Genomic DNA, 13,435 nt, shown 5'->3' on the forward strand with positions numbered 1-13,435 from the left:
CGACCGTCTATCCTGCCCAAACGTCTGTCTTGGGGACGACGAACACAAAAATCCGGGCTTTCACGCGAAAGCCCGGACAACGAAAAATCTTCTCTGAAATTACAGACAAAAGACGAGAACCGTTTTATTCTTTGCCGATATCATCCGGCGTAAGGACGCGCATCTGATAGCCGCAGACGCGCCGGTGCGCGGCGGCGAGAGCGTAGACGACCGCTCCAAGGGCGAAGAAAAGCCCCAACGAGACGTATCCGCCGCGGTCCAGCTCCATGCACGCGCCGATGATCAGCCAGACGGAAATGAGCATACCGACGCCGAAGACGAAGTTCCCGCCCGGGGCCCTGAACGGACGCTTCCATTCGGGGTGCAGCTTCCTGAGACGTATCACGTCAAGGCAGGAAATAAAGTAGACGATGCCCGCGGCGATGCTGGAGATCGCGTAGATATACTGCACCCAGTTGTCGCCGCTGAAGTAGCAGAAGAACAGCGAAAACAGATACACGACGACGTTGGCCCAAAACGGCTGCCCGTAGCGGTTCACCTTCATGAACACTTTCGGCAGCTGATTCAGCTGGGAAGCGCCGTACAGCACGCGCGCGCTGGAAGTCCAGAACCCCATCAACGTCGTAAAGGCGTGCATCAGCCCGGACACAATGGCCAGAACGGCAAGGATGCCGGGCAGGCCGAAACGGGCGATCAGCTCGGGTTCGGGCATGTTCATGGCCGCGATTTCCTTCCAGGGCGCCATGCCGCCCATGGCGAGGACGACAAAGCTGTACAGCAGCGCGGGAATGAAAAGGGCGGATAAAATGACCTTCCACAGCTTGGAAGCGGGGAAGTTGGCTTCCTCGACCAGCGTCGGCGTCATTTCGAAACCGATGAACTTCAGCGAGAACACGGCCATGGCGATGAAGATCCCGTAGCCCCTTTGGGGAAGAACCCCTGGTGCAGGCGGATATTGTCGAAGCTCCAGTGCCCGCTCAGGAAGAACGACGTCGAGACGCCAAGCGAGATGACGATCATCGCGAAGAAAAAGATGTTGGAAAGCCGCCCGGTCAGGCTGATGTTGAAGTTGGAAAGCACGAACCACAGCGTGACGGACAGCATGGCGATGATCATCATCTGATCGTTCGTCAGCGGATAGAAGTGATTGATCGCCGTGCCGAAAATGAACGCCATCATCGGCGGCTCGACGACCTGGATCAGAAACATCATCCACTGCGTGGCGAAGCCGGCTTTGTTATTGTAAGCGTTGCACGTCCACACGTCGGTGCTGGCCGCGAAAGGCAGCATCGCCGACAGCTCGCCGAACGCCAGCCCCACGGGAACGAGCAGCAGCGCCAGCAGCGGGAACAGGAACGCCGCGCCGGCCCCCGTCGTCTGGAACCAGTAGGGCGCTTCCGCCAACCAGCCGCCGATCACGGCTCCAGAGGAAATCGCGACGACCTGGACAAAACTTAAACCCCTTTTCAGCCCGTTGTCTTTCATTTTTTCTTCCTCCCGCTTCAACAGAATTTAAAGAGCGCCGATAAGCTCTTCCGTAGTGACGACGTGGCAGTAAATGTTGTTCAGTACGGAAAGTTCGTGTTCCTGGATCTCCCTGGTCGACGCGGCGCAAGCGTCTTCGATCAGCCAAACCTTGAAGCTCTCGTCGGCAAGGCTGCGCACCGTTCCGGAAACGCACTGATCCGTCAAAACGCCGGTGACGACCACCGTATCGATGCCGCAGTTATGAAGCATCAGACGCAGAGAAGTCCCCGTCAGGGCGCTGTCGGTCGTCTTCATGACGACCAGCTCGTTTTTGGCGGGCTTCAGAGGCTCGACGATTTCGGCGGAAGGCATGCCGGGAAGCAGAAGCAGTTCGTTGTACCCGGTCGCTTTTTGATCGAGAGAACGTTCGCGCCCGCTCTCGAGCTGACCGGTGATGCGCGCGTGGGAAACAAACATGTTCCTTTCCCTGAAAGCGGCCAGCAGTTTTTGATTGTTCGGGACGACTTCTCTTTCGACCCGGTCGTAAAAGCAGCCCCATTTGGCATAGTAGGCTTTTTCACGCTCGGACGAGTTCTCGTCCAACTTCGGACGAGTGAGGAAATGATACTGCATATCGACGATGAGCAGCGCCGTCCTGTCCCGGTCGATCTCGATACCGCAGTAGTCGTCGTCCAGCTCATAGTAGAAAGAACAGTACCGATCGTTCACCTTCATAAGAATCCCTCCAATAAAAAGATATGTTAAGATAGCACCATTATCAGCAAATACCTCGTTTCTGACAATTCATGAAAGCGACTTTCCATCGTCAAAAAAAGTTATATGCTCACTATTTTGCAATAAAAATCCACAAATTTGCGACAGAAAGGCAAGAAGAGATGCATACCGTACTGATTGCTGAAGATGAGATGATCGAGCGGGAATTTCTCGTAAATTTATTGAACCGCCTCGAAGATTTTCACGTCGTCGCGGAGGCCGGGGACGGGCGGACCGCCGTCGAATTGGCCTTTCTGCATCGTCCCGACGTCGCGTTTCTCGATATCCGCATGCCGCTGCTGGACGGCCTGGCCGCGGCGGGAAAGATCAAAAAAGCTTTGCCTCAAACGTTTATCGTGCTGAATTCGGCGTTTGCCGAATTCAAGTACGCGCAGCAAGGCATCGACTGCGGCGTCGACGCCTATCTGCTGAAGCCCTCGTCGGAAAGCGAGATATTTTCCCTGCTGCGTTCCCGTTTTACGCCGCGGCCTCTTGAACGCGACGGTCAGGAGACGTTCCGCTCTCTTCTGGACGCTTTTCCGACGGAAGCCGCCGAAAACTTCGCCCGAGCTTTGGAAACAAAGGACGGCGCGCTGTGCGAGAGCGTGCTGAGCGAGATCCGCGCTTCGCTTGGAAAGAACCTGAGTTTAAACGTTTATCGGCTGCACGTCCTCAACGTTCTGTTCGACGTCATGAAAGCGTGCCGTCTTGGCTCAGTTTCCATGAGCGCTGCTGATGAACGCCTGTGCGACCGGATCCTGACGCGCATTTCGCAGACGCCCACCATGCCGGAGATCGCCGATCTCGCCAATTCTTGCCTTGACAATATCCTTTCCGCCGTCAGAAGTTCTTTTCGCGATTCAGCCGCGCCGATACGGCGCATTGTGGAGTTCCTGGACGAACATTTCCGGGAAGACGTCGGCGCCGGCGATTTGAAAGGACTCGTCTTTTTGAGCGAAGACTACGTCGAGAGGCTGTTTCGCAGGACTCAGCGCGTTTCGATCCAGCAGTACGTCAACGGAAAACGTCTTGCAGAAGCCGAACGGCTTCTGCTACAAAGCAGGATGACAATGCAGGAGATTTCGGAACGCTCAGGATTTCAAAACGTATCGACATTCTTTCGGAATTTCAAAAAGAAATACGGCCTGACGCCCGCCCGGTACAGAAAGGAAAAATACCGTGAGTGAACTTGCCGATCTTATCCCGGAAAAACTGCAGCGGGAACTGCAGGAGTCTTTCGCCTATGCGACGGGCTTCGGCGTCGTTTTCGTAGACAAGGAAGGGCGGCACATCGGCGAGGGAAGCAACTTCTCCCGTTTCTGCCGCGCCATCAACGCCGATCCGAAAGACGGGGCGCGCTGCCAGTGTTCGAACAAGAACGCCATCCGGATCGCGCTGAAAGAGGGGCGCCCCGGCATCTACATCTGCCACGCCGGCCTGGTCAACATCGAGATCCCACTGACGCTGGACGGCGAACTGATCGGCGCGATCACCGCCGGACAGGTCATTTGCGAAGGGAACCATCCTTTTCCTCAAGACGAGCAGGCGACCCGCCAACTGTGGCGCGAAAACGAGCTGTATGCGTCGTATTACCGCGAGATCCCCATTCTCAGCCTGAAGCAGATCCAGGAAACGGCGCGCGCCCTGCAAAATTTTTCCAACTATATCCTTCAGCAAAAGTCCTACACGCAGATTCAGGAGCACGTCGGGCATCTGACGGACGAGCTGCTGAAAAACCAGAAAAAATTGATCAACCTTAAAAACCAGCTGGCCCTGGCCCGCTTCGAGGCTTTGCAGAAGCAGATCATGCCGCATTTCACGTTTAACGTCCTCAACTCGATTTCCAGACTCATGAGCATGAAAAAAAACGATCAGGCCCAAGAAATGCTGGAGTCGTTTTCGTCGATGCTCCGCTACGCTCTGTCCCGGCCGGCGGCCAAAGTGACGCTCAAACAGGAACTCGACTACATACGCCATTACCTGCGGATCCAGAGATACCGATTCGGTGAAAATCTGGCATATCATATTGATTGCGATAAAAAATCGGAGTCCTTGACGATCCCGTTTTTCAGCCTTCAGCCCTTTGTCGAAAACGCGCTTGAACACGGGATCCTGAACCCGACGCACAAATATGGAGGCGAGTTGGATATCGTCTGCCGCGCCGGTATTTCGGCATACACGATCGAAATCCGCGACAGCGGAGCGGGCATGGACGAAAACACGCTCGGCGCCATCCTGGAAGAACTGGCCTCGAAAAAACTTCCGCGCGGCGGCAAAATCCATATCGGCATGAACAACTGTTTTGAAAGGCTGCGAATGTTTTTCGGCGCGCGCTGCACGATCGCCGTCAAAAGCAGCCTCGGCTGCGGGACAACTATCGCGATCACCATAAAAAATAAGCGTTGAACAAAAACAAGGGATGCGGCGAGTGAATTGCGCTCGCCGCATCCCTTGTTTTTACCATCAAAAAATCAGGAAAACTGTTTCCAAAAAACTCCGCTGCTGAGACAAAGAATCGCTATCGCCGTCTATTCGCTCCAGACGCCGTAGCGCACTTTGCTTTCGTCCACGCCGCTGTAGGCTTCTTTATGCTCGGCGGCATAGCCCATCACGGTGATGCCGAGAACTTCTACGCCGTCAGGTAGCTGCAAAAACTCGCGGACCGCCGGCTCCTTGGCAGCGCGGCGGTAGACGCCGTACCAGAGCGAGCCGAGCCCCAACGACCTGCAGGCGATCTGCATGTTCTCCATAGCGGCGGCTCCGTCTTCGATCCAGGCCAGGCCGCTGTCGTAACCGCGCAGATCGGCGAGGACGGCAATGCCCCACTGCCCTTCGCGGAAGGGATCTTTCTGCTGAACTTTTTCGGCCAGAGAACCCATCTGTTTTTTATCCAGCACGACAAAACGCACCGGCCGTTCCCCTTGGCGCTGGGAGCGGCGCAGGCGGCCGCGAGGACAAGTTTCATCGTCGATTCGCAGACCGATTCGTCGGTGTATCTGCGGACGCTGCGGCGAGCCATAATGTTCGTCAAAGTCTCATTCATGATGACACCCTCCAATACCATAGCAATTACGTATTATTTTATACGTAAGCGTATTATAGCACAGGGATGAGGAGAATACAGCAAAAACGGAGTATACACTGCGCAAAAATTCCGACAAAAGACCTGACCGAAGCCGCTCCGGCGTCGAAAAACGTTTGTCGCCGATGTTCCACGTGGAACATTCCTTACGAAAAAATCCCTGCAAACAGTGTCTGCAGGGATCGGAACGATCAGCTTTCCGGCACGTTCATTGCGCCGGCAGCTTTGGGGCGCGTACGGCCGCCAGTGAATCGGCCAAGATCTGCAGCGCTTCGTCGACCTGAGCGGAGGTGTTGAAACAGCCCAAACTGAGGCGCAGCGCCCCCTGTGGAAAACAGCCCAGCGTCCGATGCCCCACGGGCTGCACTGCAGGCCGGGACGCGTTTCCAGACCGCGGCTGCTGAGCTCGGCGGCGAGAATGCCGTTGTCCACGCCTTCGAAGTTGACGGCAAAGACGGACAATCGTTTTTTGTCGACCATTTCCGGCAGACCGTAAAGAATCAAACCGTCCAGCTTTTTCAATCCGGCAAGGAATCGGGAACCCAGCTCGTTCTCGTGGGCGCGGATGGCGTCGACGCCGCGCTCTTCGATCCATTTCAGCGCCGCGTTCAGACCGGCGATGCCCGGTAAGTTTCCCGTGCCGCTCTCGAAACGATCGGGCATGGCTTCCGGCTGCGTTTCCACGTGCGAGAAGCTGCCGGTGCCGCCTTCGACGAGCGGCTCGCAGAGGCGCGCAAACTCGGGCTGCCAGACGATGCCGCCCATGCCCTGCGGCCCCATCAACCCCTTGTGACCCGTAAAGCATAGCGCCGCCAGACCGAGCGCCGCGGCGTTCAGCGGTATCAGTCCGGCCGTCTGCGCCGTGTCGACGACAAGGCGCACGCTCCGCTCCCGGCAGACGGCGGCGAAAGCTTCGAGGTCCTGAACGGAACCGCAGACGTTGCTGCAATGGCTGAGCACAACCAGATCGGCTTTTTTCGCGTCAAGCGCGGCCGCCAGTTTTTCGGGATCGAGATATCCCTGCCGGTCGCAGGGCAATATCTTCAGTTCGACGCCGTTCTTTTCCAGATGGCGCAATGGGCGCGTCACGGCATTGTGCTCCATGGAAGTGGTGACGGCACGCATGCCGGGCTTGAGAAAGCCCTTCAGCACTATGTTGAGCGACTCGGTGACATTGGCCGTGAAGGTCACGTAAACCGGCGACGCGTTTTCGTAGCCGCCCAGCAGCCGCGCCACGCGTTCACGGCACTCCAGAACCAGATCCATGGTGCCGAGGTCGCGGGCCGAAGCGGTTCCCCGCCCCAGGTTGGCGCCGCCGGAACCGAGAAAGTCGCTCATGGCGCGGGCGACGCAGTCCGGTTTTGGCCACGTGGTGGCCGCGTTGTTGAAATAGATCGACATGATTATTACCCCTTCCAGCGAATGATCGATAAACGGAAGCGAAGATAAAACAACTGTCCGTCGGAATTTTTCGCTTCTTCAAATCAGATCGAATCAGATCGAAAAAGTTTTACTTATCATAATAAAAAGTTCTCGCAAGATCAATCTGAATTATACACCAGATTTTTTCCTTCTCTCTCGATGCTTTCCCCATAAAAAATCTCGATTGTCGAGTTCTTGTGAACAACTCTTGCAACTCTCGTCCAATTGTGGATAATAAGACTGGATTATTCTTGAGTTCAGGAACGGTAAAACACAAAGTAGGAGTTTGTGACGATGAAAAACGCAGAAGAAATATGGGAGCAAATCATGGAAGGAGCCGCCCCGCTCCTGCCGAACCAGACGGTCGACATCTGGCTCAAATCCTGCTCCGCCCTCCGTATGGAAGATGACCGGCTGGTGCTGGACGCAGGAAACTCCTTCGTCGCCAAAAAAGTCAAGGACAGCTTCCTGGCGACACTGGAAAGCGTGATGCAACGTCAAGGAAAAGGCAGCGGCATCGATCTGGTCTACGACAGCAAGACCGCCGGTGCGGAAGAGACGCTTCCGCATCCCGAGCCGCACCCTCCGATCAGCCCCAATGGTCTCAACCGACAGTACGATTTCACCTCGTTCGTCGTCGGCAAGTCGAATCGTCTCGCCCACGCCGCCAGCCTGGCCGTCGCCGAAAGCCCGGGGGAAGCGTACAACCCTCTGTTCATCTGGGGCGGCGTCGGGCTGGGCAAGACTCACCTGATGCACGCCATCGGCAATTATGCACAGGGGAAAAACGGGAACGCAAAAGTCACCTACCTTTCCTCGGAGAAGTTCACCAACGAGCTGATCACGGCGATCAAAAACGCCCGCACCGCGGAATTTCGCGCCAAATACCGCCACGTGGACATCCTTTTGATCGACGACATCCAGTTTCTGGCCGGCAAGGAAAGCACGCAGGACGAGTTCTTTCACACCTTCAACGACCTTCATACCGAACACAAGCAGATCGTGCTCAGCTCCGACCGACCGCCCAAAGAGCTTGGCGACATCGAGGATCGCATTATCAGCCGCTTTGAATGGGGTTTGGTGACCGACATCCAGCAGCCTGATTACGAGACGCGCATCGCCATCCTCAAGAAAAAGGCCGAGCAGCGCCGCATTCCCGTCAATGACGACGTCATCGGTTTCCTCGCCGAGAACATCCCCAGCAACATTCGTGAGCTCGAGGGCGCTTTGAATCGCGTCATCGCCAGCGCCAATTTTTCGCAGGAACCGATCACCATCGAAAACACGCAGGAGTGGCTCAAAGACGTGATCGGCAACGGCCGCCGCGGCCCCCTCACTTTTCAGAGTATCATGGACGTGGTTTCCAGCGAGTTCGGCTTCTCTCCCGAGGACATCTGCGGCAAGCGCCGCACGGCGGAAGTGGCGCTGGCCCGTCAGGTGGCCATGTACATGTGCCGGACTCACACGGAATCCAGTTTGCAGCAAATCGCCAAGGATTTCGGCAAAAAGGACCATACCACGGTGCTGCACGCGCTGAAGAAAATCGAGATGCTCATGAAGGAAGACGCCCGTGTGAAAAAGATTGTGGACAACATCAACAAAAAGCTGTGATTAAGAGGAGGATTTTCCGGAGGTTCAACAGTGGATAACCGTCTTGATTCTCCAGAATCACAAAAAAATGTGCATAGTGTGGATAAATTTCCACAGCTTGTCCGAAAAACCTTCCACAGCGTTACCTCAGTTTTTTTCTATGAATCTCCTGTTTATCCACACTATTCACGGGACCTACTACGGCTTTTACGGTTTTTATGACTCATAAATCGAAGAACACGTCAAATGAAAGAGAGGATTTTCCACAGATGAAACTCGAAATCGTCCAGAATGAATTCATGAAATATTGGTCCATGGCCGAAAGAGTCACCGGAACGAAGAGCACGATGGCAACGTTGGCCAGCGTGCTTTGCGTCGCCGACGAGACGGGCGTGATGCTGAACTCCACGGATCTGAAGACGACGATCCGCGTCAAGGCCGAAGGCGTGACCGTCCTTGAGCCCGGCAAGGCGATTCTGCCTTTGAAAGTCGTCGGCGAACTTTTCAAGAAGATCGCCGTCAGCCCTTTTACCGTCGAAGTCGACAACGAAAAAGGGACGATCAGCGCCGGACGCAGCCATTATTCCTTTACTACTTACAACGTCGGCGATTTTCCCGATCTGCCGTCGCCTCGCGCCGCCGAGGAGTTTACCCGCGTTTCCGCCGGCGAACTCTCGCGTGTGCTGGCGGAAGGAGGCATTGCCGGGGCGCCGAACGAAGATTTTCCCAAGTACCTTTCCGGCGGTCTGATGCAGATTGCCGGCGGCGAACTGCGCGTCGTCGCTACCGATGGGCGCCGCCTTTCGCTGTCGAAGACCGTGATCGAAAACGCCGATGCGGCATCTTCCGCTCGGGAGATGCTGCTGCCGCTGAAATCGCTTGAAGAATATCAGCGTATCCTGACCAGCTTTGCGCCCGATCAAGAGGTCGAAGTGCTTCAGGACGGCGCCGTAACCTACTTCAACATGCCGGGCGTACAGTATTCCGTGCGCTGCATCGACTCCAAATTCCCCAACTACGAGCGCATCCTCAGCGACACCAGCACCACGCAGATGCAGGCGGAGCGGGTCGGCTTCATGCAGGCGCTGGACCGCATCAACATTGTCGTCGGCGACAACAGCCGCGTCGTCATTCTGACGCTGTCGCCCGGAGCGGGCATGGAGCTGAGCGGCCGCGCCCCCGAGATCGGCGAAGCCAACGAAAGCGTTGACGCTTCCATCAGCGGCGAGCCGCTCAAGGTGGCGTTCAACGTCGGCTATTTGATGGCCGGTATCAAGGCGTTCCACGGCAGCGATGTGACACTGGCTTTCAACGGCGCCGAAGGGCAGATGATGATCACGCGCCCGGGCGGCACGGATTTCATTTACATGCTCATGCCCATCAAGCTCAAGTCCATGGATGCCTCTGAGACGGCCGGGGAGTCTTAAGGCGGCATGCGGATCGCACAGACGCGCTTCCGCAATTTTCGCAATCTGGAAAACGCGCTCATCGCCTGGGATCCGGGGCTGAATCTGCTTAATGGAGCCAACGGCGCAGGCAAAACCAACGTTCTCGAGGCTCTCCACGTCGTCACCGGCTGGGGAGCCTTCAGCGGTTCGAAATGCGCCGACACCGTGAAGTGGGATTCGGAAGGCGGCGCTTCTCTGGCGGCGCAGGCGACGGGCGAGCGGGAAGTCATGATCGAAGCTGTGATCACGATCCGAGCTTCGCTGCGTCTCGACGGCAGATCCTGCCGCTGGGGCGATCTGAGAAGCTGCGTGCCGTCGCTGACGTTTCTGCCGTCGGACATGGCGCTGATCGAGGGCGCGCCGTCCGTGCGCCGACGCTTTCTCGACCTGCTCTGCGCGCTTTATTTCCCGCTGTACGCCTACAAGCTTTCCGAGTACCGCAAGATCATGCAGCATCGCCGCCATCTGCTCGGTCTCGGGCATTCGACGCGCGTCACCGAGGAGACCATGGCCAATTTATCCGCGTGGCTCTGGGAATGTCGTCTCGAAGTGATCGCGGCGCTGCGAGTTCATCTGGAAAAATGGCGCGATCTTTTGCCACGCACCATCGGCCTGAACTTAAAAAGAGGCGGGGGCGGCAATGCCGATGACCTTTTGGAAGACTTTCACCGTTCCTGCGCGATCCTCGCGGAACGGGAACGGGCTTCCGGGCTCCCCTTGGTCGGCCCGCACCGCGACGACCTGATCCTCGCCTGCGAGGGCCGTCCGGCGCCGGAGGTTCTCAGCCGCGGCCAGCGCCGCCGCACCGCGTTGGCGCTGATAATGGCCGCGGCCTCGGCGGTGGAGCGGCGCAATCGCGCGTCGCCTGTGCTGCTGTTTGACGAAGTCGCCTCCGAGCTCGACGAGGCCGGGCGTACCGTGCTGATGGAATGTTTGCGGCGCAGCAACTGGCAGGTTTTCGCCGCCACGGCGGAAACAACGTTGCCGTGGTCTGGAGGGGCGCGCTGGCTGGTGTCGGTAGGAAAGATCCAACGCTTTGATTGAACGGGTTTAAAGATATTGATGAATCCTGATGAATAAAACCGGCTTGCGCTGGAAATTTCGTTTCCGTTATTTGAGGAGGAATTTCATTATGAAGAAAATTCTTTTGGCGCTTTTGTTTGCCGCGGTCATGGCCGCGGGAGCCGACGCTGCCGAAATCGACGACACGATCGACGGCGTCTGGGGCATGAAGTTCGGCACGCCGGTCGCGGAGGCCGCCCGCATCATGACCGAGCAGAACAACGCCGCGCTGCTGTGCGAGTACAGCTACGTTCCCAACTACCACGAGGCTTTTTACAAGGTCAACTTCTTCGGCCGCGAAGGCCATCTGCTGCTGCGCTTTTCAAAACGGGGACTCTTTTTGGCTCGCTTCGCCTTTATTCGAGCGGAGCAGCTGCCGGCCGCCGCGCCTCAGGGTTCTTCCGCCGAAAACAAGAAAAAAGAAAAGAAGTATCTCGCCTTCAGCCGCAATTTTATGGAGCTCAATGCCATGCTGACCCGTAAATACGGCGCTGCCAAAACGGAATACACCGTTGACGGCGCGGTTTCGGGCTACCAGTGGAGCACCGGCACATTCGGGCGCCAGTCCGTCGTTCTTTTCGAGAATCGTTCGCTGTCCCGCAACGACACCGTGCTCAGCTACGAGGACGCCAGCCGCAAGTAAGGATTTCGGTGCCTCCGTGCAGATTTTTCCCGAAAGCAAGTTTGACGTTATCGTCGTCGGCGGCGGCCATGCCGGCTGTGAAGCGGCCCTCGCCGCGGCGCGCATGGGCGCGCAGACTTTGATGATCGTGCAGGATGTGGATCACGTCGCCCATATGCCCTGCAATCCTTCCATCGGCGGTCCGGCCAAAGGCCATCTGGTGCGCGAAATTTCGGCGCTGGGCGGCGTTCAGGCCCGAGCCGCCGACGCCGCCGCGATGATGATGCGCTGGCTCAACACCTCGAAGGGGCCGGCTGTGCGCGCTTTGCGCGCGCAGTGCGACCTGCACGATTACCACGATTATTATCTGCGGGAGTTGGTGAATTGCCCGAATCTGCGCGTCTTCCAGGACCAGGTCGACGCGCTGTGGGTTGAAAACGACCGGCTCAAGGGCGTGAAGACGCGCTTTCAGCTGAGCTTCGAGGCGCCGCGCGTGATCCTGACGACTGGCACGCATCTGGGCGGTCGCGTCCACGTCGGCCTGGTAAATTTCGCCTCGGGGCCGATGGGGCAGCAGCCTGCCGTCGGGCTTTCCCAATCGATGGCGGAGTTGGGTATCGCCATGCAGCGCCTCAAGACAGGCACGACGCCGCGCCTGTACCGCGACAGCATCGACTGGAGCCATATCGAGCTTCAGGAAGGCGAGACGTGTCCCGTCGGATTCGACTTCTGGGACGAAAAGAAAGTCCGCCGCGAGATCAGCTGCGGCATGATCCGCACCAACGCCTGCACGCACCGCATCATCAAGGACAATCTCGACCGTTCGCCGATCGTCCACGGCGAGATCACCGGCGTGGGGCCGCGTTACTGCCCTTCGATCGAGTCGAAGGTGATGGCTTTTCCCGAGAAGGACAGCCATCCCATTTTTCTCGAGCCGGTGGCGCGCGGCAGCGTCGAGATCTACGTGCAGAACTTCTCCACCAGCCTGCCCTTCGACGTGCAGATCGCCATGACCCGTACGCTGCCAGGCTGCGAACGCGCCGTGATCCTGCGCCCCGGCTACGCGATCGAGTACGACGCCATCGATCCGCAGCAGCTTTCGCTGTCGCTTGAGATGAAGTGTCTCCCCGGCCTGTTCTGCGCCGGCCAGATCAACGGCACCTCCGGTTACGAAGAGGCGGCTTCGCAGGGGCTGTTGGCGGGCGTCAACGCCGTGCTGTCGCTGCGCGGCGAAGAACCGCTGGTGTTGAGGCGCCATCAGGCCTATCTCGGCGTGCTCGTGGACGACCTGGTCACCAAAGGCACCCGCGAACCGTACCGCATGCTCACAAGTCGGTGCGAACATCGTCTGCTGTTGCGTCACGACAACGCCGACCGCCGTCTCGCCCCGATCGGGCGCCGTCTCGGCCTTCTGAGCGACGAAAAGTGGCGCCTGCTTTGCGAGCGCTGGGAACGCGAGGATCGCGAGGTCGAAACTCTGGGACGCGTTCACGTCGCTCCGGCGCCGGCCAATGCAGTGCTGGCGGAAGAAAAACTGCGGCCGTTGGAGCGCGGCATGACCGCCGCCGAGCTGCTGCGCCATCCCGAGGTGAACTACGAGCTGCTGCGCCGTATCGTTCCCGATGGGGGCCTCCAAGGCGAAGAAGCCACCAACGTCGAGACCGCGGTCAAATATCTGGGCTATATTGCCCGCCAACAGGCAGCGGTGGATAAGATGCTCCACCTTGAAAGCATGAAGATCCCCGTCGGTTTCGACTACGGTGAGCTTCGGGGACTCTTGGCCGAAAGCCGCGAAAAGCTCGAACGCATCCGTCCGATGACGCTGGGGCAAGCCAGCCGCATTTCCGGCGTCACTCCCACCGATCTTCAGCATCTGGCCCTCTATCTGAGCGAGCGCGCTCGTCGTCGCGAATAACGGCTGAAAATTCCGGAATGTTCCACGGCGGATCAATGTTCCACGTGGAACAT

Annotated in this window: 12 protein-coding genes; 7 read left to right on the plus strand and 5 right to left on the minus strand. The window is 57.7% G+C overall.

Going from position 1 to position 13,435, the window contains the following annotated elements; translation table 11 throughout:
- Nucleotides 1-124: 124 nt before the first annotated feature.
- The 3 genes from RAH42_RS00805 to RAH42_RS00815 are packed head-to-tail and all read right to left on the minus strand — an operon-like array spanning nt 125 to nt 2,202.
- The gene (locus RAH42_RS00805; protein WP_317539751.1) at nt 125-901 is read right to left on the minus strand and encodes an APC family permease; all 777 of its coding nucleotides are present in this window, start codon (nt 899-901) and stop codon (nt 125-127) included.
- Complete coding sequence (locus RAH42_RS00810) at nt 883-1,485, minus strand: amino acid permease (protein ID WP_317539752.1); 603 nt, start codon at nt 1,483-1,485, stop codon at nt 883-885. The genes RAH42_RS00805 and RAH42_RS00810 overlap by 19 nt, the downstream gene beginning before the upstream one ends.
- Before the next feature lie 27 nt (nt 1,486-1,512).
- Nucleotides 1,513-2,202 carry a cysteine hydrolase gene (locus tag RAH42_RS00815; protein ID WP_078015206.1) on the minus strand — a complete coding sequence of 230 codons (690 nt, stop codon included), beginning with the start codon at nt 2,200-2,202 and terminating at the stop codon, nt 1,513-1,515.
- A gap of 161 nt (nt 2,203-2,363) precedes the next feature.
- Between RAH42_RS00815 and RAH42_RS00820 the strand changes: the two genes are divergently transcribed.
- Nucleotides 2,364-3,428, plus strand: a complete 1,065-nt coding sequence (locus RAH42_RS00820) for a response regulator (protein WP_158606293.1) — start codon at nt 2,364-2,366, stop codon at nt 3,426-3,428.
- Nucleotides 3,421-4,647, plus strand: a complete 1,227-nt coding sequence (locus tag RAH42_RS00825; protein ID WP_120372518.1) for a PocR ligand-binding domain-containing protein — start codon at nt 3,421-3,423, stop codon at nt 4,645-4,647. Before RAH42_RS00820 ends, RAH42_RS00825 begins: the two co-directional genes overlap by 8 nt.
- A 122-nt stretch (nt 4,648-4,769) precedes the next feature.
- On the opposite strand, the gene RAH42_RS00830 is transcribed toward RAH42_RS00825, so the two are convergent.
- Together RAH42_RS00830 and RAH42_RS00835 are read right to left on the minus strand one after the other, a co-directional pair.
- Entirely contained in the window at nt 4,770-5,150 is a 381-nt protein-coding gene (locus tag RAH42_RS00830; RefSeq protein WP_317539753.1) for a nitroreductase family protein, read from the minus strand.
- Between the two features lie 167 nt (nt 5,151-5,317).
- Nucleotides 5,318-6,724, minus strand: a complete 1,407-nt coding sequence (locus RAH42_RS00835) for an aminotransferase class V-fold PLP-dependent enzyme (RefSeq protein ID WP_317539754.1) — start codon at nt 6,722-6,724, stop codon at nt 5,318-5,320.
- Between the two features lie 348 nt (nt 6,725-7,072).
- Here RAH42_RS00835 and dnaA point away from each other — a divergent pair, with 348 nt between their 5' ends.
- The 5 genes from dnaA to mnmG all read left to right on the plus strand — a co-directional run bounded on the left by dnaA (nt 7,073) and on the right by mnmG (nt 13,382).
- Complete coding sequence (gene dnaA / locus RAH42_RS00840) at nt 7,073-8,356, plus strand: chromosomal replication initiator protein DnaA (RefSeq protein ID WP_317539755.1); 1,284 nt, start codon at nt 7,073-7,075, stop codon at nt 8,354-8,356.
- A 248-nt stretch (nt 8,357-8,604) separates the two neighbouring features.
- Entirely contained in the window at nt 8,605-9,762 is a 1,158-nt protein-coding gene (dnaN, locus tag RAH42_RS00845; protein ID WP_078015212.1) for a DNA polymerase III subunit beta, read from the plus strand.
- Nucleotides 9,763-9,768: 6 nt separating this feature from the next.
- Complete coding sequence (gene recF / locus RAH42_RS00850; protein WP_317539756.1) at nt 9,769-10,827, plus strand: DNA replication and repair protein RecF; 1,059 nt, start codon at nt 9,769-9,771, stop codon at nt 10,825-10,827.
- An 88-nt stretch (nt 10,828-10,915) separates the two neighbouring features.
- On the plus strand, nt 10,916-11,488 hold the full coding sequence (locus RAH42_RS00855; RefSeq protein ID WP_078015214.1) for a hypothetical protein: 573 nt from the start codon (nt 10,916-10,918) through the stop codon (nt 11,486-11,488).
- Between the two features lie 16 nt (nt 11,489-11,504).
- Entirely contained in the window at nt 11,505-13,382 is a 1,878-nt protein-coding gene (mnmG, locus tag RAH42_RS00860) for a tRNA uridine-5-carboxymethylaminomethyl(34) synthesis enzyme MnmG (protein ID WP_078015215.1), read from the plus strand.
- The last annotated feature ends 53 nt before the right edge of the window (nt 13,383-13,435 follow it).

The sequence above is a fragment of the Pyramidobacter sp. YE332 genome, assembly GCF_033060595.1.
In the GTDB taxonomy this organism is placed as follows: domain Bacteria; phylum Synergistota; class Synergistia; order Synergistales; family Dethiosulfovibrionaceae; genus Pyramidobacter.